This is a genomic window from Boseongicola sp. (genome assembly GCA_014075275.1).
GTDB lineage: Bacteria > Pseudomonadota > Alphaproteobacteria > Rhodobacterales > Rhodobacteraceae.
On the sequence record CP046179.1, the window covers coordinates 978,855 to 999,977 of the forward strand.

The following is a 21,123-nucleotide window of genomic DNA, read 5'->3' on the forward strand; positions in this document are numbered from 1 at the left end:
TTGAGTTTTAGCGATCAGAACTGCTCGGGTGTATTGTCGGTGACCAGTTTTAGATAGGGCGGCAGGTCTTTTGTGAGAGCCGCAGGTTTTGCCGGAACGTTGGTTGTCGATTTAGAAGGCTGGGACGGCGGACGATTGTCCAGCTCGCTGAACCCGCGCAGGGGCGCGCCGACGTCGCCAGCGTATCCTGTAAGACTGCGATGAGACTGATCGGTAATGGTCAAGCGTCTTGGAGAGCGGCCAATGTCACCGGCCATGGACACTGCGCCAAGAACACGACTGACTTCGCCCAGATCACTGCGCAAGGGCAACAGAATCATTTCGCCAATCATTTCTTTCTGTCCAAAACCGGAAGGTGACGACAATTCAAGGCGGACGACGGCAGGTTCGTCAAAGACCGCTTCCAGTGCGCGGGACAGGTTTTCACGCGCATCCGGTGTGAAGACTGCCGAAAGGGGCATCCCACGAACCTCGAGCCCCATAAGGTCCGTGAGATGCGACCCAGAGATGCGGAAACGTGCCAGCCCCGACGCAATGCGTTCCAGTATGAAGACATTTGACAGATTGCCCTGCAGTCCCTTTGGATCCACATCTGCCCTAGCGGGCACCAAGCGCCGCCCCCGGACGCTGTCCCAATATGCCTCGATCTTGGAAATCACCGGACGAACTCCGGTGCCGCGAAAGCGGGTCAGTTGGATTACCTGTTCGTTCAACTCGTCATCGTCTTGATACGCCATGTTCCTCGCACTCTCGGACCGACAGTTGTCGTGCCCGACCCTCTCTGTTACCCACATCCAGATACTGCCAGAAACGTAGAAAATTTTCTGCTCTTTTCGAAACAGAGGGTTAACGCAGATGACGTCAGACGAGGGTTCAGTGGTTAACGAAGGCAGCCATGTGCCGCGCTCGATGACGGGATTTGCCAGCTTTCGCGGGGGTTTCGAGGCGTGGCGGTATTCAGGCGACATCCGAAGCGTAAACGGGCGCGGTCTGGACATGCGGATGCGGGTGCCTGATTGGATTGAGGGCTTAGAGCCAGGGTTGCGCAAGGCATTGCAAGCGCGACTGGCACGCGGATCTGTCACGATTTCGATGCGGGTGGCGCGGGATGATTCTGCACCAGATGTTCATTTGAACGAAGCGCAGCTGGATGCGGCGCTGACCCTGATTTCGGCCATAGAAGAAGCAGCCATGGTGAGAGGTGTTGGATTGGCACCAACGCGGGCGACGGACGTGGCGCAGATGCGGGGTGTTGTCGAACAACGCGACGCGGATGATCAGGATGATACCAGCGGGCTGCGGAAAGCTATTTTAAATGACTTTGCCGGATTGATCGAAGCATTTGATGCGGATCGCGCACGTGAGGGTGCTGCATTGGCAGACGTGTTTCGCGGCCAGTTGGACGAGATTGAAACATTGATTGCCGCAGCAAAAAAGGCCGTGGGATCGCGTGCGGCGGCGGCGCGCGCCACGTTGGATCGAGGGTTAGCGCGACTTCTTGAGGCGACGGAAGTTCCAGATGAGGCCCGATTGACACAGGAATTGGCATTGATCGCAGTCAAAACGGACGTCACCGAGGAGATGGATCGGCTGGACGCTCATGTAGTGGCAGCGCGAGGATTGCTGGCCGAAAAAGGCGCAATCGGACGCAAGCTGGATTTCCTGATGCAGGAGTTCAATCGCGAGGCAAACACGCTGTGCTCAAAGGCGCAATCAAACGACCTGACCGCCATAGGACTTGATCTGAAGGCGGTTATCGACCAGATGCGCGAACAGGTTCAAAACATCGAATGACGGGGGCAGGGGGCATGGAGCGACGAGGGCTACTTATAATTTTGTCGTCGCCATCAGGGGCAGGCAAGACGACTCTGGCCCGGCGGTTACGGGACTGGGATCCTGATATTAGCTTTTCGGTATCGGCCACCACCCGTGCGTCGCGAACCGGTGAGCAGGACGGGCGGGAATACCATTTCGTCAGCGAAACCGACTTTAAGTCCATGGTGAAAGAAGATGGTATGCTCGAGCATGCTCATGTTTTCGGTCACTTTTATGGCTCGCCGCGTGGTCCAGTCGAGGAAGCAGTTAATAATGGTGCTGATGTGTTGTTTGACATCGATTGGCAGGGTGCCCAGCAAATCGCGAATTCACCACTTGCCCCACACGTATTGTCAATTTTTCTTTTGCCGCCTTCGATCACCGAGCTGCGGCGTCGGCTAGAGTCTCGCGGGCAGGATAGCGCAGAGATCATTTCAAAGCGTATGACCCGAAGCTGGGACGAGATCAGCCATTGGGACAGTTACGATTACGTGTTGGTCAATGACGATCTGGATGTGACTGAATCGCGGCTTCGTACGATTGTCACTGCTGAGCGACTGCGTCGCACGCAGCAGCCGGGACTGCTGCCACACGTCCGCGAATTGCAAGAACAGTTCGAGGATGGCTCATGACCGTTTATGCACTGGATGGGGTAATGCCAACGTTTCCTGAAGGCGACGATTTCTGGATTGCGCCGGATGCAAACGTTGTTGGTGATGTCGTGCTGGAAACCGGTGTGTCGATCTGGTTTGGATCGACATTACGTGGCGATACCGAGCGGCTAACCATTGGCGAAGGTTCTAACATTCAGGAAAATACCGTCATTCATGCGGATCCGGGCTTTCCGGTGGTGATAGGAGCTGATTGCACCATTGGGCATAAGGCCATGATCCATGGCTGTCAGATTGGCGATGGAACGCTGATTGGCATGGGGGCAACGATTTTGAATGGAGCCGTCATCGGCAAGGGCTGCCTGATTGGTGCGGGAGCATTGGTGACAGAAGGTAAAGTCATCCCAGATGGAAGTCTGGTCATGGGCATGCCCGGAAAAGTTGTCCGCACCCTTGACGAGGATGCCTTTGCCGCAAATCTGGCATCCGCCGCGCACTACAGAAAACGGATGCGGCAATTTAAATCGGGTTTGGTCGCGCGAGAACAACCATGACAAAACGTTCAGGTGCCTCGTTTCGCGCAGGCTGGCCCACAAGCATTAGCCGCCCCGTCGTCAATCCGCTTCAACCTTCAGTCGTCTATGCTTCGGCCGATCCTGACGAATTGGACCGTCAATATGATGGTGAGGAAATCGGATTTACCTATGCGCGAGAAGGTCATCCGAATGCGCAAGTTCTGGGTCAGATGATTGATGTCATGGAAGGGGCCGAAAGTGGCGTCGTCACTGGGTCTGGCATGGCGGCGATTACAGTTGCATTGTTGGCGGTTCTTAAGACCGGTGATCATGTTATCGGCGCGGATCAACTTTACGGCCGTTCGCTGCGCATGATGTCGGAAGAATTACCGCGCCTTGGAATGTCGACGTCTTTGGTAGATCCTTCGGATCTGGCGTCTGTGGAAAAGGCGATCCGGCCAGAAACCCGATTGATCCTGGTTGAAACTGTTTCAAATCCTACGCTGCGCGTTGCCGATATCGAGGGTATTATCGGCCTTGCCAAGACACATGGTATTCTGGTTGCAGTTGACAATACGTTTGCGACACCACGCGGGCTGCAGCCCTTGGGTTTGGGCGCGGATATTGTCATACATTCTGTGACCAAATTGCTGGCCGGGCATTCGGATGCAACATTGGGTTATGTTGCTGCTCAGGACGAGGCTGTAGCCGAACGCATGAGCGTTTTGGCCGCAACGCTGGGCGTTACGGCATCGCCCTTTGATTGTTGGCTGGCCGAACGCGGGTTGTATTCATTCGATTTGCGCTATGACCGGGCGACTGCGAATGCAGCCGTTTTGGCCGACGTTTTGGCTGAGTTGCCAGGAGTTCAACGGGTCTATTATCCGACGCGCGCCGACCACCCCGACCACAACCTTGCCGGGTCACTTTTGGGCGGCGAAGGTGGCCATATGGTGAGCTTTGAAATTGCCGGAGGACGGGCGGCAGCAAATGCGTTCATAAGTGCGGCAGAGGGTCTGAATTTTGCTCCGACATTGGGCGACATTGCTACGACCATCAGCCATCCTGTCACGTCTTCGCACCGGTCAATTTCGGATGCAGACCGAAAGGCCGTTGGCATTACTGAGGGATTTTTTCGAGTCTCGGTGGGTTGTGAGGCGCCGGAAATTCTGACCTCTGCATTTGAAAGAGCGGTAAAGAGCGCAGTAGGCGCATAATTCTTTCTATTACATTGATAATATGGTAAAATCCAGGCCCGGACAAAGGTGTGAAATCTCGGCTTCGACCATCTTCGGGTTTGGAAGGTCTCGCGACACTGCGCGATACTGACCTTTATATTTCGCTTTGTGCAAAGCCAGTGCAAGATCAATGCAATCAAAACCCAGTGCCAGGGCCGGCGAGACAACGACACTTGGCTCGTACTGCTTCAAAAAATCCATATCAATCTGTTCGATCGAGGCGAAATGAATTGAGTCATCAGACGGCAACTTGTGACCTAGTTTGGTCCATTCATCCGAGTTCCCAACGGCAAGGATCGTAATCCCCTGTCCGTCGGAGTTTGCGCTTGGAATTGCAGCGCCTATCAAGAACTGTGTTTCTTCCCGGCTCATTCCAGTCGTTACCTTTTCTAAATCAATTCACGAAGTTGAAATTTGCTCGCGCGCTCGCCCTATAATAGCACATCCTAGAGTAATTGACCGCCTCTTGGAAACCCTTTTAACGCGAAATTAATGTTAGACACTCGCTCTTAAAATGTTCCCGAGGCTTTCCCTTTACAAATCTTACTTATAATTCGAGGTTCGCGCTCACGCAAAAGAGGCCAAGAATGTCGCAGGAAATATTGGATGCTATTCCGCTGCCCGCGCTTATTATCGGCGACGATGAACGCATTTCCGCAGCCAATTCTGGTATGAGGGCGTTGGTGGGCGAAGGGATTGTTGGACGGCACTATATCGCGATCATCCGCCAACCGGCCTTGCTGGACGCCATTGAAAAAACTCATGCGCAGAACGTTGTGGGCAATGCGCGCTATCTTAGCTCTGAAGCCGGGCGCGAGATTACATGGCAGGCTCATGTGGACAAGATCGGTGGAAGCGGATCAATTCTGGTCACTTTGGAAGATCAGACCCATATGGCAGAAGCCGGGCAGATGCGACGCGATTTTGTTGCCAACGTAAGTCATGAACTTCGCACTCCGCTGACGGCATTGCTGGGATTTATTGAAACCCTGCGAGGGGCGGCGAAGAACGATCCGGCTGCGCAAGAGCGGTTTCTCAGTATCATGGAGAACGAGGCGTCCCGGATGAACCGGCTGGTTCGTGATCTGCTTTCATTGAACCGTGTTGAATCGGTCGAGCGGCTTCGTCCAAGCGACAAGGTGGATTTGGCTGCTGTTTCCAGATCGGTGATAAACGCGTTATCGCCTGTTGCCGATGAATGCGAAGTGGATGTCCTGCAAAACAATCTTGAGGACTCTGCATTTGTGCGCGGCGATCAAGACCAATTGGCGCAGGTTCTGACCAATCTGCTTGAGAATGGGATCAAATACTCTGGGCGCGGGCGAACGGCGACAGTTGCAATAGAAACCCAAGAAGAGAACCGCATGTTGCGTGGGCCAGCAGTTGTGGTGCGTGTTCAGGACACAGGTGACGGGATTGATCCACTGAATATTCCGCGACTCACCGAACGATTCTACCGAATCGACAGTCATCGCTCGCGCCAATTGGGCGGAACTGGCCTGGGATTGGCCATTGTGAAGCATATTGTGAGCCGACATCGCGGACGTTTGCGGATTGAGAGCACTCCGGGTTCCGGATCCGAATTTTCGGCTATTTTGCCCAAATACTCAGATAAATAACGCCTGAATCATTCCAGACATTTAAACCATCGTCCGGACAAAACAGTCGCCGAATGGTGGTGTCATCATACTGTTACACAACTGTCGCAAAACCGAAAAGACGGGCCTTTAGATGCCAGCCATCGGTCGCGTGAAGCGGCCTGAAAAACTCAGGAGATATCTAATGCTGTATACGAAAATGACCGCCTCGGTTCTGGCGATCGTTGCTGTATCCGCCACTCATGCTTTTGCGCGCGACAACGTCCAGATTGCCGGATCGTCGACAGTGCTGCCATACGCAACAATCGTAGCAGAAGCTTTTGGCGAAAACTTTGATTTCCCGACACCTGTTGTTGAAGGTGGGGGTTCTGGCGCTGGCCGCAAGAAAATGTGCGAAGGCGTTGGCGAAAACACAATCGACATCGCGAACTCTTCCAGCCGCATCAAGCAGTCGGACGTTGACCTGTGTGGTTCGAACGGCGTTAGCGAGATCATGGAAGTTCGTATTGGCTACGATGGTATCGTATTCGCTTCGGACATCGACGGTCCTGGTTTCGCGTTCACACCGGCCGATTGGTACAACGCGCTGGCTTCCAAAGTGATGGTCGACGGAAAGTTGGTGGATAACCCGAACATTTCATGGGCTGACGTCGATGCAAAGCTTCCTGCACAAGACATTCTGGCATTTATTCCAGGCACGAAGCACGGCACCCGTGAAGTTTTCGACGTTAAGGTTCTTGAAGCCGGTTGCGAAGAAACTGGAGCATTCGAACTGCATCTCGAGGCAGCTGGTGGCGACAAAAAAGCCGCCGAGAAAGCCTGCATAGGTCTGCGCACAGATGGTCGTTCAATCGACATCGATGGCGACTATACCGAAACGCTGGCCCGTCTAGATGCAAACCCTCAGTCTGTAGGTGTTTTTGGATTGTCGTTTTATGAAAACAACACCGACAAGCTGCGCGTAGCCACGATGGGCGACGTGGTTCCTTCGACGGAAAGCATTGCTACCGGCGAATACCCAGTATCGCGTCCGCTGTTTTTCTATGTGAAGAAAGCGCACCTGGGCGTCATTCCTGGCCTTCAGGAATACATCGATTTCTTCGTATCCGACGAAATTGCAGGGCCTGACGGACCACTTGCTGAATATGGTCTGGTTTCCGATCCGGAACTTGCTGCCACGCAGGACATGGTGAGCGACGGTGCAGCCATGGCTCCTCTAAACTAACAAACCACTTATTTGCCGGCGGCACCAATCTAGTGCCGTCGGCTTTCTCCTGAAACGGGCTGTCAAATGGGCGTCGGCATACTTTCCTTGATCATTGTGATTATTGGCGCAGTTGGGTTCTTCCTGGGGCGTGGCCGTGCCATGTCCGTTGCCGGAGGAAATATCAGGACACTTCACTCACTTCCCAACTATTATGGTCAGGCAGTTCTGATTTTTGCTGTGGTTCCGGCATTTCTATTGATGATTTTCTGGGTGCTGTTTCAGCCCGTCTACATTGAAAATGCTGTCGAACAGATGATCGACCAGACCGAGCTTGAGGACGAGGCCGCGCTGAAACTTGCCATGGCTGATGTTCGTCGGATTGCCCGTGGTCTGGATCGGGTAATCGAGCTGGATGAGCTGGGCGAAGATGCGCTTGAAGAAATGCGCGCAGATGTGACCGACGTGCGGGCCTTGCTGCGTGAGGTTGGCGTCGCGGTTGGATCAGACGTTCGGCAGGATGTTTTTGCTGCCGCCAAGGAGTACCGCAGTCAGAGTGGCTTGTTGTCTGTAGTCATGGCGATTGTGGTCTTTACGGTAAGCATGGCTGGCGCGGTTCTGGCGTATTCCAAGATCACCAGAGAATACCGGGCACGCAACGTATCCGAAACGGCAATCCTGGCCTTGCTTATTCTGGCGTCGAGTGTCGCGATTTTCGCGACGGCGGGCATTGTATTTTCATTGCTGTTCGAAACAGCGAACTTCTTCAAACTTTATAACTGGCAGGATTTTCTGTTCAGTTTTACCTGGAACCCGCAGTTCCGGGGTGGTTCTGATCTGGGCATTCTACCATTGTTGTGGGGCACGCTTTACGTGTCCTTTGTGGCGCTTCTTGTCGCGGTCCCCATCGGGTTGTTGGCCGCGATTTATATGGCGGAGTATGCCTCGAAGAGAGTTCGCTCGGTTGCAAAGCCAATGATCGAAATCCTGGCCGGTATTCCGACGATCGTTTACGGCCTATTTGCATTGATCACGGTTGGTCCTTTGTTGCGTGACTATTTTGCGTCGCCCTTGGGATTGGGCGAAAGCTCATCGTCGGTCATGACGGCTGGATTGGTGATGGGCATCATGCTGGTGCCGTTTGTTTCCTCGTTGTCAGATGACATCATCAACGCCGTTCCCCAGTCCATGCGCGACGGAAGCTATGGAATGGGCGCGACAAAGTCGGAAACCGTTCGGCAGGTGATCATTCCAGCCGCATTGCCCGGAATTGTCGGCGCCATTTTGTTGGCTGCCAGTCGCGCAATAGGCGAGACTATGATCGTGGTCATGGGGGCAGGGGCGGCAGCCAAGCTAAGTCTGAACCCCTTTGAGGCCATGACAACCATCACCGTTAAAATTGTCAGCCAATTGACGGGCGACACAGAATTAGCATCGCCAGAAACACTTGTAGCGTTTGCACTTGGCCTATCGCTGTTTGTTGTGACGCTGGGATTGAATGTGTTGGCCCTTTGGATCGTGCGCCGCTACCGGGAGCAGTATGAATGACCGATATTTCCCAAACCCCGGCACCGGCTGGCAAGCCGCGAACATCGCTTCTGCAAGCTGACGAGCGCACACGTCGCCGGAATGCAGCAGAAAAGCGGTTTAGAAACTATGGATTGGCTGCGGTTATTGTCGCTGTCGTTGCACTGGTCTTTCTCGTGGTATCCATCGTCGGCAATGGGGCTTCGTCTTTCAGGCAGACATTCATAACTCTTGAAGTCGAGTTGTTGGAAGCCAAGCTGGACAAAAAGGGCAACCGCAACCGGGATGAGATGGCGAAAGTGTCGACCGTTGGTTACACACCGCTGATCAATGCTGCTATGGAAACGGCTATTGAAGACAACGGGATAGAGATAGATGGGCTTGGAAAACTAAGCGACATGATCTCGAAAGAAGGGGCGGCGACGCTAAGGAATTTCGTTCTGGCGAACCGCGAGACCGTTGGTCAGACCAGAACATTCGAGTTTTTGGCGGCTGGCCGTATCGACGGGTATTTCAAAGGTCGTGTGACGATGGAGACAGCGGAACGAGATTCCAACGTATCACCCCAACAGCTTATGCTTGCGGATGCTTTGAAAGATGCCGGTCTTCTGGATACGCGATTCAACTTCGGGTTCCTGATCTGGCCTGATGCCTCGGAAAACCGCCCGGAGGCTTCCGGGCTGGGGGTGGCCATTCTTGGGTCGTTCTACATGATGATGGTGGTCCTAGTTCTGGCACTGCCCATTGGTGTTGCGGCATCGATCTATCTGGAAGAATTCGCGCCAAAGAACCGCTGGACAGACATTATTGAGGTGAACATCTCGAACCTGGCGGCAGTGCCATCGATTGTGTTCGGCATCCTGGGTCTTGCGATTTTCATCAACTTCGCGGGATTGCCACAGTCGGCTCCGATTGTCGGCGGGTTGGTTCTTACTTTGATGACATTGCCAACGATCATCATTGCTACGCGAGCTTCGTTGAAGGCTGTTCCGCCATCGATACGCGAAGCAGCATTGGGGGTAGGGGCCTCGAAAATGCAGACGGTGTTTCACCATGTTTTGCCCCTGGCCGCGCCCGGCATTCTGACCGGAACGATTATCGGCCTTGCTCAGGCATTGGGTGAAACTGCACCACTGCTGCTGATTGGAATGGTCGCGTTTGTGCGGGAGTATCCGGCAGGTCCACCTGAAGGCTTTTTCGATCCCGCGTCAGCGTTGCCAGTTCAGGTTTTCAATTGGACCCAACGCGCCGATCCGGCCTTTGTAGAACGCGCATCGGGCGCAATCATCGTGCTATTGCTCTTCCTTCTGGTTATGAATGCAGTGGCCATTTTCCTTCGCCGACGCTTTGAGCGGCGCTGGTAGGGAGTGGATACAATGAACGACATGAACATTGCGCAACGAGCAGCAGAAATGACAAAAACCAAAATTTCGGCAAAGAACGTGAACGTCCACTATGGCGAAACGCATGCCATCAAAGACGTAAACGTCGAAATTCTGGAGAACACCGTGACGGCGTTCATCGGACCATCGGGTTGCGGGAAATCGACTTTCTTGCGGTGCCTAAATCGAATGAATGACACGATCGATGTGGCGCGCGTCAAAGGGGATATCCTATTGGACGGCGAGAACATTTATGATCCGAAGGTCGACCCGGTTCAGCTGCGTGCCAAGGTGGGAATGGTGTTTCAAAAACCAAATCCATTTCCAAAATCGATCTATGACAACGTCGCCTATGGTCCTCGCATTCATGGGTTGGCGAACAACAAGGCCGAGCTGGACGACATCGTCGAAAAATCCTTGCGACGTGGAGCGATCTGGAACGAAGTCAAAGACCGTCTGGACGAACCAGGCACGGGGCTATCTGGTGGGCAACAGCAGCGCCTTTGTATTGCGCGCGCTGTGGCAACCGAACCCGAAGTCCTGCTGATGGACGAGCCTTGTTCGGCGCTGGATCCCATTGCAACGGCACAGGTTGAAGAACTGATCGACGAATTGAAACGCAACTATTCGGTCGTGATTGTCACTCATTCAATGCAACAGGCCGCGCGTGTTAGCCAGAAAACCGCATTCTTCCACCTGGGCGACCTTGTGGAATACGGCGACACCGGAATGATATTCACTAACCCCGAAGATTCCCGCACCGAAAGCTACATCACAGGTCGGATCGGGTAGGAGCACGAGACTATGAATGAATTACACATCGCCTCGGCTTTTGACCGGGATTTAGAGACCATCCAGACAATCTTGATGAAGATGGGCGGCCTTGTTGAAACTGCCATACTGGACAGCGCCAAGTCGCTGGAACAGCGCGATATCGAACTGGCTGAGCAAGTGCGCAAAAATGACAAAGCTATCGATGTTTTGGAAGAGCAGATTAACGAAGAATGCGCCCGCGTGATTGCATTGCGTGCTCCAACAGCCAGCGATCTGCGAACCGTTTTGACTGTGCTCAAAATTAGCGGAAACCTTGAGCGGTGCGGCGACTATGCCAAGAACCTGGGCAAGCGAACCTCGGTTCTGGCCGAGATCCATCAGGTCGACGGTGCCAATGCCTCAATCCGGCGGATGGCCAAAGAAGTGCAGGGGATGCTTAAAGATGCCCTGGATGCCTATATTCAGCGTGATGCTGAATTGGCAGAACAAGTCATCCAACGCGATGAAGATGTCGACCAGCTTTACAACACGATGTTCCGTGAACTGCTGACCCACATGATGGAAGATCCACGCAACATAACGCCCTGCATGCACTTACATTTTATTGCAAAGAACATTGAACGCATGGGCGATCACGTCACATCTATTGCTGAACAGGTTGTCTACCTGGTGACAGGTACCATGCCGGACGAGACCCGCACGAAGCATGACAAAACGTCGTTTATGACTGAAGAGAGCTAGAATCATGAGTGTGAAATCGCCAAGCGTTCTGGTGGTTGAGGACGAGTCCGCGCAACTTGAAGTGCTGACCTACAACCTTGAAGCCGAGGGCTTTCGGGTAGCCAAAGCCGAGACAGGTGATGAAGCCATTTTGATGGTGGATGAGGTTGAACCAGACATCATACTTCTGGATTGGATGTTACCCGGTGTTTCCGGGATCGAGATCTGTCGCCGATTGAAGGCCAATGCGGCCACGCGGAAAGTTCCGATTATTATGTTAAGTGCGCGCAGCGAAGAAGCGGACAAGGTTCGTGGGCTGGAAACCGGCGCAGATGATTACATGATCAAGCCGTATTCTGTGGTTGAACTGATGGCGCGTGTGCGCACGCAACTTCGGCGGACAAGACCGGCCTCGGTAGGTGAGGTGCTGACGTTTGACGACATAGAGCTGAATTCTGAAACGTATCGCGTTATGCGGGCTGGTGATGAAATCAACCTTGGGCCAACGGAATTTCGACTGTTGAGCACATTTATGGAAAAGCCCGGACGTGTGTGGACGCGCGAACAATTGTTGGATCGTGTCTGGGGCCGCGACATTTACGTGGATACTCGAACTGTCGACGTTCATATCGGCAGATTGCGCAAAGCCCTGGGCCAGTATGGTGGAGATGACTTGCTGAGGACGGTCAGGGGCGCTGGATATGCGCTGGGGTAGGCATTTGCAGCGTTCTGAGTAGCTTACAGTTACCACAAGCGTCATCGCATAATCAGTATTATGTTAAATATTGGTATCGTGTAGATATCAAGAAAACTCAGTTAAAACATACTGGTACAATCAAACATACATCCCACTCCCATAAACAATGGGCATTTCCGCAACCATGTCATCGATCCCGGACATATGCGATCTAGGATATGATTGCACCTGTAACCTGTTGCCTGTTAAGGAAAATGAATGAGCACGGGAAACGTTCGCGAAGTCTTGAGGAACTGCACATGTCGGCGCTGTTAGTCTTAAACGGTCCAAATCTGAATTTGCTGGGCACTCGGCAGCCAGAGATTTATGGCAGCGAGACATTGAAGAATGTTGAAGCGAACTGCCTGGCGGCTGCAACGAACCTGGGACATAGCGTCGAGTTTCTGCAGTCAAACCATGAAGGCGTATTGATTGATGCACTTCACGGAGCGCGGGACAAGTTTGATGGTATCGTGTTGAATGCAGGCGCATATTCTCACACTTCGATAGCTATTCGCGACGCGATTGCTTCAATTGAAGTGCCAACAGTCGAAGTTCATGTGTCCAACATCCATGCGCGCGAAACGTTCCGCCATCATAGCTTTATCACATCAGTCGCCTTAGGCATTATTTCCGGTTTCGGTATTCATGGCTACGTTCTGGCGCTGCAAGCGCTTGACCAGCATTTGACGGACCGGAAGTGACCAAGGAAGCACTGAAGCAAATTGTTGAAGCTCAGACTGTAGAAGCAGCCTGGGCAGTTTTGACGACCGAAATGGCGCGGTTTGGCTTTGATCGGCTGATATACGGCTTCACATTATTTCGGACAAAATCCAATCTCGGCGACCCGGGCGATATGATGATTTTGTCAAATTTTTCAGACGACTACGTTGAGAAGTTCGTGCAATCAAAGATGTTTACGTTTGCGCCGATGGTGGGATGGGCATTGGAGAACGTCGGTGTCATGTCTTGGCGATGGCTTGAAGAAAACCGGGCCAGTTTTACGGCGGCTCAGATGGAGGTTCTCGAATTCAATCAACAACACGATGTGCGGTCCGGATTTACGATTTCGTTTCCGGACAGTTCGATACGGCAGAAGGCTGCGATTGGTTTGACTGCGCGTTGCGGCATCGATCAAGAGGAAGCAGATCAGATTTGGGAACGCGATGGCGACGAAATTCTACTTCTGAATCAAGTGGCGCACCTGAAAATCAGCTCCCTACCCTATCCGCGTCGACTACAGAAGCTGACAGCGCGTCAGCGAGAAGTTCTTGAGTGGGTCAGCGAAGGAAAGACAGTGCAGGACGCCGCGACGATCCTTGGATTGACCGCTGGAACAGTGGAAAAACACCTTCGAAAAGCGCGAGAATCACTTGAAGCCGATACAACCGCTCAGGCCGTTATGAAGGCTTCGTTGCAACGGCAAATATTTATTGCGGAAATCTAAATCGATTTACATTCGAATTCGACGTCCACAGCAGCAATAATTCTGTGGTCGGTAGGGATTCCCACACTTCCCCTACGTCAATATCAGGGTCATAGTAGGCGTGTTCCGTGAGTGGTGGCATTAGCCTAGGAACTTCCCTCGGACATCGCTCGTAATTTCGGGTGTCACAGTGAGGGTCATCGGGAAACCGATGCCGGCCTGAGAGCGAATTAAACGCTGGAAGGTCGGCGCTTATCTGAACGAGTTGGGTCTGCGTGATTACCTCATCCCCATTGGTCGCGCGCAGAGTGGGTAAACAGTAATAGGGCGACACCGTATCCCGACGGTGTCGCCCTTATTCTATGTGGATCAATCAGCCTTGAGCGGCTTTTGCGACCTCAGCGGCGAAGTCTTCCACTTTCTTTTCGATGCCTTCACCGACTTCCATGCGTGCGAAACCAGTGATTTCGACACCAACCTCGGCTGCTGCTGCACCGACTGTGAGATCAGGGTTCACAACGAAGGACTGGTTCAGCAATGTGGATTCGCCGATGAATTTTTTCATGCGACCGATGATCATCTTTTCGATGACCTGCTCGGGCTTGCCGCTTTCGCGGGCGATATCCATTTGAATTTGCTTTTCTTTTTCAACAACAGCTGGATCCATATCAGCTTCGGACAGAGCAGCAGGGTTCACTGCCGCAATGTGCATCGCGACCTGCTTGGCAACACCTGTGTCACTGCCTGTGAAGGCAACAAGAACACCGATTTTGCCCATGCCCGCCGCTGCGGCGTTGTGGACGTAAGATACAACGTTTTCGCCCGACAGTTTGGTCATGCGACGCAGCTGCATGTTTTCACCAATCTTGGCGATTGCATCGGTCAGAACTTCGCTGCCTGGCTTGCCGGCAGCGCCAACTGGGGCGCCAGCAAGTGCCTCGACCGTATCAACACCCAGAGCGGCATCAGCAAATGCTGCGACCATTTCCTGGAACTCGGCGTTCTTGCCGACGAAGTCTGTTTCCGAGTTGATTTCGACTGCGACAGCGTTGCCGCCGTCGGTTTTTACTGCAACCAAGCCTTCTGCCGCTGTACGACCTGCTTTTTTGTCAGCTTTTGCAAGGCCCTTGGTGCGCAGCCAGTCTACTGCGGCTTCCATATCGCCATTGCTTTCGGTCAACGCCTTCTTGGCGTCCATCATGCCCGCGCCGGATTTGTCGCGGAGCTCTTTTACAAGTGCAGCCGTGATTGCCATTTTGGCTCTCCTCAATATCTGGAATTCATCGGGCGCGACAATTGCCGCGCCCAGTTTCAATAACGTGACAGCAGCGGCCTTATTCGGCTTTTGCTTCCTCGGCTTTTGCGTCTTCAGCAGCGGGCGTTTCTTCGACTGCAACTTCTTCAACAGGTGCTTCTACAGGTGCAGCAGCCTCTGGTTCAATCGCTTCTTCGGCAGCTTCTTCCAAAGCGCCAAGGTCAACACCGGCCGCACCCAGTTGGGCGCTCATTCCGTCGAGCGCGGCGCGGCTGGCCAGATCGCAGTATAGCGCGATGGCACGAGCTGCGTCGTCGTTGCCGGGGATGATGTAATCCACACCATCTGGCGAGCAATTTGTATCAACGATGCCAACAACCGAAATGCCCAGCTTTTTGGCTTCTGCGATGGCCAGGTCTTCTTTGTTCACGTCGATAACAAAGATCAGGTCCGGCACGCCGCCCATTTCGCGGATACCGCCAAGCGATGCCTGCAATTTGGTTTGCTCACGCTCCATACCAAGACGTTCTTTCTTGGTCAGGCCCTCGGCACCCTCGGCCATTTTTTCGTCGATAGCTTTCAGACGCTTGATCGACTGGGAAACGGTTTTCCAGTTGGTCAGCGTGCCGCCAAGCCAGCGGTGGTTCATGTAATACTGTGCGCATTTCTCAGCGGCGTCAGCGATTGGCTTTTGGGCCTGACGCTTGGTGCCGACAAAGAGGATGCGGCCGTTCTTGGCCACAGTCTCGCGGATGACGTTCAGAGCGGCGTCCAGCATGGGAACCGTCTGTGTCAGATCGAGAATGTGAATGCCGTTGCGGTCGCCATAGATGAATTCGCCCATACGGGGATTCCAACGTTGGGTTTGGTGACCAAAGTGCACACCAGCTTCGAGAAGCTGGCGCATTGAAAAATCAGGGAGCGCCATGTCCATATTCCTTTTCCGGTTTCGCGCCTCGGCAGAGCCATCAAGGGATTTCTCCCAACCGGCGGATCGTTCGAGGATTTCTCCCCCGAAGACCCAAGCCCTGCCTGTGAAGTGCGCGCCGTTTAGGCCGGTTCAGCAAAGAATGCAAGGGCGTTGTTGCGCCCGCTTTGCGGTCGCGGTGGCGAGGGGCGCTGCCCCTCGCGCTCCCCGGAGTATTTGACCCAAGAAGAATGCATAAGAAAAGAATGAGCGTGACGACCGCCCTGCCCTGCGTTATGAGATCGCGCGCTTTAAGGGAACGCGAATTTCATGGCACGGATCCTCATTACATCGGCAATTCCATACATCAATGGAATCAAGCATCTGGGCAATCTGGTTGGGTCGCAGCTGCCTGCGGATTTATATGCGCGCTATATGCGGGCACGCGGCAATGAGGTTCTGTTTCTATGCGCCACGGATGAGCATGGCACCCCTGCTGAACTGGCGGCTGCGAAGGCAGGCAAGCCGGTGGCCGAATATTGTGCTGAGATGTGGCAGGTTCAAAAGGATCTGGCGGACGGGTTCCGTTTGTCATTTGACAAATATGGACGGTCATCTTCGCCGCAGAACCACGCTCTGACTCAGCATTTTGCCGGGCGTCTGGCAGATGCCGGACTGATAGATGAGGTGGTCGAAAGTCAGGTTTATTCCAATACAGATGGTCGTTTTTTGCCAGACCGCTACATTGAAGGCACCTGCCCCAACTGTGGTTATGACCGCGCCCGCGGGGATCAATGCGAGAATTGTACCAAACAGTTGGATCCAACTGATCTTATTGAGCCGCGTTCGGCGATCTCGGGATCGACCGACCTGGAAGTGCGCGAAACAAAGCATCTTTATCTGAAGCAGCGAACGTTAAGAGAAGACCTGTCGACCTGGATTGATGGCAAGAAGGATTGGCCAATCCTGACAACGTCGATTGCCAAGAAGTGGCTGAACGACGGTGATGGTTTGCAGGACCGGGGCATTACCCGCGATTTGGATTGGGGGGTGCCGGTGAAGCGCGGGGACGCAGACTGGCCGGGCATGGAAGGCAAAGTCTTCTATGTTTGGTTTGATGCGCCGATTGAATACATCGCCTGCGCCAAGGAATGGTCGGACGGTCGCGGCGCGTCCGATGCCGAGTGGGAGCGTTGGTGGCGCACCGATAAAGGGGCCGATGACGTCAAATATGTCCAGTTCATGGGCAAGGACAATGTGCCGTTTCATACACTGTCATTCCCCGCGACCATCATCGGTTCTGGAGAGCCTTGGAAGTTGGTCGATTATATCAAGTCATTCAACTATCTGAATTATGACGGCGGGCAGTTTTCCACCAGCCAGGGGCGCGGCGTCTTCATGGATCAGGCGCTGGAGATCCTAACTGCGGATTACTGGCGTTGGTGGCTATTGAGCCATGCACCGGAGAGTTCGGACAGTGAATTCACCTGGGAGAATTTCCAGGTCTCGGTCAACAAAGACCTGGCGGATGTGCTGGGGAACTTCGTTAGCCGCGTCACGAAGTTTTGCCGTTCCAAGTTTGGAGAGACAGTTCCGGGCGCTGGCGATTGGGGGCCGGACGAACAGGCATTGATCGAAAGATTGCAAAAAGGGTTGAACGCATACCAAACCCAGATGGAGGCCATGGAAGTGCGCAAGGCGTCCGCAGAACTGCGCGCACTTTGGGTGCAGGGCAATGAATATCTGCAATCAGCGGCTCCTTGGGCCGCATTCAAGGAAGATCCGGATCGCGCCGCCGCTGTGGTCCGCATGGCTTTGAATCTGATCCGGTTTTACGCCGTCATCTCGGCACCATTTATCCCGGACGCTTCGGCGCGCATGCTGTCAGCCATGAACACGTTGGACATGGAATGGCCCGAGGATGTTGAGGCGGCGTTGAACGCCCTTCCGGCAGAGCATGACTTTACTGTTCCCGATGTTCTTTTCCGAAAGATCAGCGACGAAGAGCGGGACGAGTGGCAGGCCCGTTTTGCCGGCCAGCGCACCTAAGGCTTAAGACAGCCAGCGGATCAGCGGCATCAGAGCTGCCGTTGTTTTCTGCATCCAGGCATCGGCTTTGTCGGGTCCAAGAACCTTTGCCGACACGGGTTTGTCATATGTGCGCGCAACGAAGGCTTTGTAGCGCAAAAGTTCGGCACGGGGATGATTGGCATCAAATCCCTTGGGAATCCGCGCCAGATCGGGCGGGCCAAGCGAACAATTCACAGCCTTGGCCGATGCTATTGCGGACTGCAAAGTTTCTGCATCTTTGTCGTCCAATATTCGGGCGCGGTAGGCGGCGAGCGCTTTGGGGTCGATGGCAAAATGCCCAGCACCAAAGCCAACTCCACCAGGCTGCAAAACGATATGGAGGCCGGGTGACCTTGTCGGGTGGCTACCGCTCCAGAAGATCATATGCAGGCGGGCGTTATATGGGGACTTATCTTTGGAAAACCTGACGTCCCGGTTGATCCGACGCAATGAGCCGTTCAGCCGTACCTCGGCTTTCAAAGCCGGGTCTTGTTTTGCCACCAAGGCGGCAAACTGATCGATAAAGGCCAGACCAGCAGACTTCCAATGCTGCTCGTATCGGTCACGGTTGTCTTCAAACCAAGCCTTTGTGTTGTTCTTTTCAAGGTCAGCCAGAAATTCAAAGGTTTCATTTGTGAGTGACATTGGCAGCTTTCCCTTGAGGCGCGGTGGCGCAAGAGTAGTCCGACAAAGATCTCAAGAAAAGTGCCTACAGCGTTCTCGGCGGCAGGTTAATCACTCCCGAAAAGCACGGGTTACTTCTCCGACATTTTGACCGGTTAAAATGGCGCTTTTTTACCAGATCGTTTCGCCGTAGTGATCATAAGCTGCATTAAAACATCAATGATTATGACTTGGAAAATCTCATGAAATCTCACACGCAGGCAGTCGTCATCGGGGGCGGTGTTGTCGGTTGTTCGATCCTTTATCATCTGACCAAACTTGGGTGGACAGATGTGGTTCTGTTGGAGCGCTCGGAATTGACAAGCGGTTCCACCTGGCATGCCGCTGCCAATATCCATGGCTTGCATGACTCCACGAATATCTCGCGGCTGCAGCACTATACGATGAACCTATACGCCGAGTTGGAGGCAGAAACCGGGCAAAGTTGCGGGGTATTTCAACCCGGTAGCCTTTATCTGGCGCAGACCGAAGAGCGCGAACATCAACTTCGATTGCAGGAAGCCAAAGCGCGCCGGTTTGGGATGAACTTCCATGAAGTCAGCCGAGATGAGGCTGAACGGCTGCATCCGATGGTGAACTACGATGGCATTCGCTGCATTATGTTTGAACCCGACGGCGGCAATGTTGATCCATCCGGGGTCACGAATGCCTACGCCGTTGGAGCGCGGCAGAGAGGCGCGGAAATCCATCGATTTACACCGGTGACAGGAACTGAACAGCAACCTGATGGTAGTTGGATCGTTCGCACTGACAAGGGTGATATCCGCACACCCTGGGTTGTGAATGCTGCCGGTCTATGGGCTCGTGAAGTGGCGGCAATGGCGGGGTTTGAATTGCCGCTTTTGCCAACCGAGCATCAGTATTTCGTGACTGAGACGATAGATGAAATCGCGGGAATGGACCGTCGCTTACCATCGGTCGCTGATCGGGATGGGGAATACTATCTTCGTCAGGAAGGACAGGGTCTTTTGATGGGCGCTTATGAGCGCGACGTAAGGTTCTGGGCCGAAGACGGAACGCCACAAGGCTTTGGCCATGAGCTTTTTGCCGATGATCTGGAGCGCATAGAAGACAACATGATGCGCGCTATTGATCGGGTTCCCGCTGTTGGAGAAGCAGGCATCAAGCGTGTGATCAATGGGCCGATGATCTGGTCGCCGGATAGTTCGGCTCTGTTTGGGCCGGTACTGGAACTGACCGGGTATTTCTGCTGCTGCGGGATCATCCCCGGTTTCAGCCAGAACGGCGGGTTGGGCAAGCTTTCGGCAGAATGGATGGTCGAAGGTGAACCAACACTGGATTTGTTTGGTTGGGATATAGCCCGTTACGGGCATTGGGCTGGCAAAGAGTTCACCAAGGCACGGGTTGGTGACCAATATGCGAACCGCTTCAAAATCCACTTTCCGAACGAAGAACGCACGGCAGGGCGTCCGGCGCGTGTGCGTCCGGCATACGGTCTGCAAAAATCCATGGGGGCGCATTTTGGACTGAACTATGGCTGGGTGCATCCGCTTTGGTTCGCTCAAGACGGTGAACCGCAAGAGGAAAGTTATGGGTTTGCACGCCAGAACTGGTTTGAACCCGTGGGGCGCGAATGCAGGATGCTGCGCGAAAATGCTGGTATCCTGGATATTTCCAACTTCGCCAAATATCGCGTTCAGGGCTCCGGTGCCGAAGATTGGTTGAACGCCTTATTTGCCAATCGAATGCCGAAAGGTGTTGGCCGTAGTTGTTTAACCCCGCTGATTGGGAAACGTGGCGGTGTTGCCGGGGACTTCACGGTAACTCGACTTGATGAAGAGACGTTCTGGATCATCGGATCTGGAATGGCCGAGCGCTTCCATTTGCGATTTTTCCGTGCCCTGCCACTTCCGGAGGGCAAAAAATTCGAAAGTCTAACTGAGAGCTATTGCGGGTTTAACATTGCTGGCCCGCAATCGCGGCATTTGCTTGCTAGATTGACGAACGCAGATCTTTCCAATGAAGCGTTCCCGTTTATGCGTTCGCAACGCATTACCGTCGCGGGGGTTGATTGCGTCGCAATCCGCGTCTCTTTCACTGGTGATCTGGGTTGGGAGTTGCATTGCGCCGCCGACGACCAGCTTAAACTCTATGAGGCGCTCTTGGCCGAGGCCCCTGCCCTTGGCGCTGGCCCTGTTGGCAGCCGTGCTTTGATGAGTATGCGGTTGGAAAAAGGGTATGGTTCATGGGGACGCGATTACAGCCCCGAGTATTGGCCACATGAATCCGGGCTTGCTGGCCTGATCAAAGCCGACAAAGAGTTCATGAACAAGGATGCCTGGGAGGAAATTTCCGGGCAGCCAGCCCGTGAAATGCTCCGGCTGCTTGAGATCGAGGTGCAGACGGCGGATGCCTCGGGTGGTGAACCGATCTTTGCGTTGGATGGCACGCCGATTGGTCAGGTCAGTTCAGGAGCATACGGATATAGCGTCGAGAAATCTCTGGCTTTGTCCTATCTACGTGCTGGAACAGCCGAGCCCGGCGATACAGTTCATGTTGCAATTCTGGGCAAGCCTCATGTTGCGCGTGTGCTGGAACAGGCACCATTTGACCCGGAAGGCGCTAAACTACGCGATAAGTAGAAGGCCGTTCTACACGTCACTGGGGCTTGCCATCTGCAACTAGCTTCGCCAAACCGAC

At 53.7% G+C, this 21,123-nt stretch carries 20 protein-coding genes; 15 read left to right on the top strand and 5 right to left on the bottom strand.

The features are described 5' to 3' along the window. Nucleotides 1-14: 14 nt before the first annotated feature. On the bottom strand, nt 15-998 hold the full coding sequence (locus GKR98_04935) for a PAS domain-containing protein (GenBank protein ID QMU57603.1): 984 nt from the start codon (nt 996-998) through the stop codon (nt 15-17). Between GKR98_04935 and GKR98_04940 the strand changes: the two genes are divergently transcribed. The 4 genes from GKR98_04940 to GKR98_04955 are packed head-to-tail and all read left to right on the top strand — an operon-like array spanning nt 898 to nt 4,158. Further along, nucleotides 898-1,794 (top strand): YicC family protein, encoded by an 897-nt coding sequence (locus tag GKR98_04940; GenBank protein ID QMU57604.1) that lies wholly within the window; start codon nt 898-900, stop codon nt 1,792-1,794. The genes GKR98_04935 and GKR98_04940 overlap by 101 nt on opposite strands. A gap of 14 nt (nt 1,795-1,808) precedes the next feature. Then, entirely contained in the window at nt 1,809-2,447 is a 639-nt protein-coding gene (locus GKR98_04945) for a guanylate kinase (GenBank protein QMU59971.1), read from the top strand. Next, nucleotides 2,444-2,980, top strand: a complete 537-nt coding sequence (locus GKR98_04950; protein QMU57605.1) for a gamma carbonic anhydrase family protein — start codon at nt 2,444-2,446, stop codon at nt 2,978-2,980. Before GKR98_04945 ends, GKR98_04950 begins: the two co-directional genes overlap by 4 nt. Continuing rightward, nucleotides 2,977-4,158 carry an aminotransferase class I/II-fold pyridoxal phosphate-dependent enzyme gene (locus GKR98_04955; protein ID QMU57606.1) on the top strand — a complete coding sequence of 394 codons (1,182 nt, stop codon included), beginning with the start codon at nt 2,977-2,979 and terminating at the stop codon, nt 4,156-4,158. Before GKR98_04950 ends, GKR98_04955 begins: the two co-directional genes overlap by 4 nt. Before the next feature lie 9 nt (nt 4,159-4,167). Here the strand turns inward: GKR98_04955 and GKR98_04960 are convergent, their stop codons facing one another. After that, the gene (locus GKR98_04960; protein ID QMU57607.1) at nt 4,168-4,551 is read right to left on the bottom strand and encodes a hypothetical protein; all 384 of its coding nucleotides are present in this window, start codon (nt 4,549-4,551) and stop codon (nt 4,168-4,170) included. 215 nt (nt 4,552-4,766) lie between these two features. On the opposite strand from GKR98_04960, the gene GKR98_04965 reads away from it, so the two are divergent. The 9 genes from GKR98_04965 to GKR98_05005 all read left to right on the top strand — a co-directional run bounded on the left by GKR98_04965 (nt 4,767) and on the right by GKR98_05005 (nt 13,567). Next, the gene (locus GKR98_04965; protein QMU57608.1) at nt 4,767-5,798 is read left to right on the top strand and encodes a two-component sensor histidine kinase; all 1,032 of its coding nucleotides are present in this window, start codon (nt 4,767-4,769) and stop codon (nt 5,796-5,798) included. 163 nt (nt 5,799-5,961) lie between these two features. After that, a complete protein-coding gene (locus GKR98_04970) occupies nt 5,962-7,002 on the top strand; it encodes a phosphonate ABC transporter substrate-binding protein (GenBank protein QMU57609.1) in 1,041 nt (346 codons plus the stop codon). Between the two features lie 66 nt (nt 7,003-7,068). Continuing rightward, on the top strand, nt 7,069-8,529 hold the full coding sequence (pstC, locus tag GKR98_04975) for a phosphate ABC transporter permease subunit PstC (protein QMU57610.1): 1,461 nt from the start codon (nt 7,069-7,071) through the stop codon (nt 8,527-8,529). Further along, a complete protein-coding gene (pstA, locus tag GKR98_04980; protein ID QMU57611.1) occupies nt 8,526-9,872 on the top strand; it encodes a phosphate ABC transporter permease PstA in 1,347 nt (448 codons plus the stop codon). The genes pstC and pstA overlap by 4 nt, the downstream gene beginning before the upstream one ends. 12 nt (nt 9,873-9,884) lie before the next feature. After that, nucleotides 9,885-10,682, top strand: a complete 798-nt coding sequence (locus tag GKR98_04985; protein ID QMU57612.1) for a phosphate ABC transporter ATP-binding protein — start codon at nt 9,885-9,887, stop codon at nt 10,680-10,682. Nucleotides 10,683-10,694: 12 nt separating this feature from the next. Continuing rightward, nucleotides 10,695-11,405, top strand: a complete 711-nt coding sequence (phoU, locus tag GKR98_04990; protein QMU57613.1) for a phosphate signaling complex protein PhoU — start codon at nt 10,695-10,697, stop codon at nt 11,403-11,405. Between the two features lie 4 nt (nt 11,406-11,409). Further along, entirely contained in the window at nt 11,410-12,099 is a 690-nt protein-coding gene (gene phoB, locus GKR98_04995) for a phosphate regulon transcriptional regulatory protein PhoB (GenBank protein QMU57614.1), read from the top strand. A gap of 281 nt (nt 12,100-12,380) precedes the next feature. Next, nucleotides 12,381-12,824 (top strand): type II 3-dehydroquinate dehydratase, encoded by a 444-nt coding sequence (gene aroQ / locus GKR98_05000; protein QMU57615.1) that lies wholly within the window; start codon nt 12,381-12,383, stop codon nt 12,822-12,824. A 71-nt stretch (nt 12,825-12,895) separates the two neighbouring features. After that, the gene (locus GKR98_05005) at nt 12,896-13,567 is read left to right on the top strand and encodes a LuxR family transcriptional regulator (GenBank protein ID QMU59972.1); all 672 of its coding nucleotides are present in this window, start codon (nt 12,896-12,898) and stop codon (nt 13,565-13,567) included. Between the two features lie 352 nt (nt 13,568-13,919). Here GKR98_05005 and GKR98_05010 read toward each other — a convergent pair whose 3' ends face one another. Continuing rightward, complete coding sequence (locus tag GKR98_05010; GenBank protein ID QMU57616.1) at nt 13,920-14,801, bottom strand: elongation factor Ts; 882 nt, start codon at nt 14,799-14,801, stop codon at nt 13,920-13,922. 79 nt (nt 14,802-14,880) lie between these two features. After that, nucleotides 14,881-15,729 carry a 30S ribosomal protein S2 gene (rpsB, locus tag GKR98_05015; GenBank protein ID QMU57617.1) on the bottom strand — a complete coding sequence of 283 codons (849 nt, stop codon included), beginning with the start codon at nt 15,727-15,729 and terminating at the stop codon, nt 14,881-14,883. Nucleotides 15,730-16,038: 309 nt separating this feature from the next. On the opposite strand from rpsB, the gene GKR98_05020 reads away from it, so the two are divergent. Then, complete coding sequence (locus GKR98_05020) at nt 16,039-17,757, top strand: methionine--tRNA ligase (protein ID QMU57618.1); 1,719 nt, start codon at nt 16,039-16,041, stop codon at nt 17,755-17,757. 3 nt (nt 17,758-17,760) lie between these two features. On the opposite strand, the gene GKR98_05025 is transcribed toward GKR98_05020, so the two are convergent. After that, the gene (locus tag GKR98_05025) at nt 17,761-18,423 is read right to left on the bottom strand and encodes a TIGR02453 family protein (protein ID QMU57619.1); all 663 of its coding nucleotides are present in this window, start codon (nt 18,421-18,423) and stop codon (nt 17,761-17,763) included. Between the two features lie 221 nt (nt 18,424-18,644). On the opposite strand from GKR98_05025, the gene GKR98_05030 reads away from it, so the two are divergent. After that, a complete protein-coding gene (locus tag GKR98_05030) occupies nt 18,645-21,065 on the top strand; it encodes an FAD-dependent oxidoreductase (protein ID QMU57620.1) in 2,421 nt (806 codons plus the stop codon). The last annotated feature ends 58 nt before the right edge of the window (nt 21,066-21,123 follow it).